A 2,951-nucleotide genomic window follows, 5' to 3' on the forward strand; every position below is an offset into this window, starting at 1 on the left:
AAAAACCGCGCAAATTGAAAACGACTATGTTTTTTATTTTGTGCGGTTTTGTTTTTCAAACCGCGCGGCGGGCTACACTTTGCTTGAGTACTTTAATATAGCTTGATGTAGTGGTTCTAAAAAATCATTCCAGTAATGTAGGTCAAGCTCCTTAATGGTTGCGCTTGGGAGTTTAAGGCTTGAGACAATAGATCCATGTTTAATATTAAATGAGTTTGCATCAGCATGACCAAGCATTTGGTTTCGAGCTCTCAGTAATGTGTTGGCAAAAACATCATACTTTTTACGGTCTTCATCTATAGGAAACACTTCATTTAGAATTGCTTCTAAATGTTTGTCTCTGAATGCTTTAGAGTTATTAAAAGCTACCCCATCATGCTGATACCCAGACACATAAATTTGACAAAACATTATTACTGCCGAAATAGTGTTAGATTCTTTAAGGTGAGAGCATTCTATTCGACTTGGAAAGGGCTCAGGGTGAATTTTATCAAACATTTCAGCATGTGAATCTAGCAATACTCCCTCTTTGTAATCTGGTTGTCTCTTACTAAACTCATGCAATTTTTTTATACGTTGCTTGCTAGCGTCAATTAACTCTTTGCTTTGAAAAGCATTATCAGATCTAAGTGCTAGTTTGACAAACCTCTGTGTTTCGTAAATAGCACCACTCCAAAGCCTTAAGCGCCCAACTATTTCATCTTTACTCATTATCTACTCTGTTTTTTTATGATGAACAACCCAACATATAATGCCCATTAAATGAACCGCTGTCTTATGTGTTTTATCCAGAAAGGGCTTTAGTATACTTTTGAGTTAGTTGAACCTGACTCATCATCTGAGCTAGGTAACTAACATTGACGTTCGCGTGGATGGTCCAACTGGCGTAGGTGTGTCTAAGCTGGTGGAATAAAGATGTTCGAAACAAGGTAAAAGGTTACTGCTAGTCGCGATAAATGGGGCAAATTTGGGGCACTAGTGGGGCTAATTAAGCATCAAATTTTGAATCTTTAGGGTTTATTTTGATCATGTAATAATTGAGAATGAGTACTTCTATATGGTGAAGGGTTTTTTAATTTATTGATTTTTAGTGATTTATTTTAAGTTCACCAATTGAGGTTTGTTTTTGTGGTTGACTCGATGAATCACAGTATAGATTTGCGTGGTTTTTACATCAGTATGCCCTAATTGTTCCTGAACAGTTCTAATGTCTGCGCCAGATTCCAATAAATGCGTGGCAAAACTGTGTCTTAGTGTGTGGCAAGTTACAGTTTTCTCAATGCTTGCGTCGCTTGCCGCGCGCTTTACCGCTCTTTGTATTGCGCTTTCATTGATATGATGCCTTCTGAGTTCACCAGTGTCTCGATCTGCGCTTAACTTTGTTGATGGAAACAAAAAGTGCCAGTTAAAATCTAGCTCCGCTTTTGGGTATTTACGTCGTAAACCTTCAGAGATATATACGCCCGCATAACCAGGCATGTGCCTATCTTTAAAGTAGTAGTTTCTTGCTAAATTAACTTGAGCTTTGAGTGGTTCATGTAGTTCTTTGGCTAATGTGACTGTACGATTTTTACCTCCTTTTCCTTGCCAAACGCGAACTGCACCATAATCATAATCGATGTCTTGAACTCTTAAGCGTAAACATTCCATAACTCGAAGCCCGGAGCCGTAAAGTAGCTGAATATGGAGTCTATACCTCGGGTCGATATGCTGAACGAATCTTCGGATCTCCTCCCTGGTTAACACAACGGGAAGTTTCTTTTCGGTCAAGGATTTCTGAAATCTCATATCAAGTGATAGTGGGGTTTTAAAATAATCACGATATAAAAATGATATTGAGTTCAGCGCCAAAGCTTGCGTTTTTACCGCAACTTTTTCTTCTACCGCTAAGTAACTCAGAAATTGAATGACATCATCTTCTGCTAGTGTTGATGGGTGGGCGAGCTGGTGAAAAGTGATAAAACGTTTTATCCAAAATAGATAACTTTCGATAGTTTTATTCGCATAATGACGAGTAAGCATGTGCTCTTTTACACTAAGTAAAAACTGACTTTTCATGATAAATTAACCTGTTTATTTATACAGCTCCGTTAATGTATCACCACTTTTGAAATTAGCGTGCTGTGCGCCGCCTAATTGCGCGCGCCACCACACATATTCATACTGTTTTTCTATTTGTTTCATGCATATAAGTGCTACGATTGATAGCGCTTTTGATAAGAAAGAAGGCGGTAGCCTGCCAGAAAAACGGCAAATCGCCGTATAGAAAGCGTTAGCTGTCTTAATCAACAACAAAATAGAAGTATCAATAAAAATAAGGAAGTAAATTATGTCGATTTTAACTGCTTTGCTGTTGGGTTTTATTTATCCGTTACTTTTAAAACAAAAATTAGCAGCAGGTGGATATGGATTAAAAATTACATTCTGGATTTTTGGCTTAATTATAGGTGCTATGATTTATGTTGGAATACCTGTTTTTTATTTCCATAAAATAAATATGTTACAGGGTAGCTATAATGCTGGTCTTATGGATGGATTCTCGATATTGTCACAGATTAAAGTATTGATCTTATGTGGGCTTTTTTATTTCCATTTGGTGTATATAGGAATCTGGAATTCATCAAAAGAATCTACTACATGGGTTAAAATATTAGCTAGGTACTTTGCTATACCTCTAATTTTAGCGCCTGCTTTTGGTCTTATCCCTGGTCGTACAAGCTTAATATTCGAGTTCATAATTTTCGGTATTGGATTGTATACAGGCCAGAGAATAATTAACTCTGTCCGAAGATCAAAAGTATAGAGTGCATTACAGCTAACAAGGCGTTAAAGAGGGATTCTCAACGCTTGGCAATTTTGGTTCTAAGTTTATTTTTGGCTATGTTCCCTTTAACTGTTGTTATACTTAAAGTAGGCAACGATTGGAGGGAACTCCTATGCTTCAGTCACAG

Annotated in this window: 3 protein-coding genes; 1 reads left to right on the forward strand and 2 read right to left on the reverse strand. The window is 37.3% G+C overall.

Going from position 1 to position 2,951, the window contains the following annotated elements; all coding sequences use genetic code 11:
- Positions 1-72: 72 nt before the first annotated feature.
- Positions 73-711 (reverse strand): hypothetical protein, encoded by a 639-nt coding sequence (locus R8O11_RS24625; RefSeq protein WP_238777750.1) that lies wholly within the window; start codon positions 709-711, stop codon positions 73-75.
- 384 nt (positions 712-1,095) lie between these two features.
- Positions 1,096-2,058 carry an integron integrase gene (locus R8O11_RS24630; protein ID WP_318194538.1) on the reverse strand — a complete coding sequence of 321 codons (963 nt, stop codon included), beginning with the start codon at positions 2,056-2,058 and terminating at the stop codon, positions 1,096-1,098.
- A gap of 271 nt (positions 2,059-2,329) precedes the next feature.
- On the opposite strand from R8O11_RS24630, the gene R8O11_RS24635 reads away from it, so the two are divergent.
- Positions 2,330-2,803: a hypothetical protein gene (locus R8O11_RS24635; protein WP_141180027.1), complete on the forward strand. Its 474-nt coding sequence runs from the start codon at positions 2,330-2,332 to the stop codon at positions 2,801-2,803.
- Positions 2,804-2,951: the final 148 nt, after the last annotated feature.

The sequence above is a fragment of the Vibrio sp. 1288 genome, assembly GCF_033344475.1.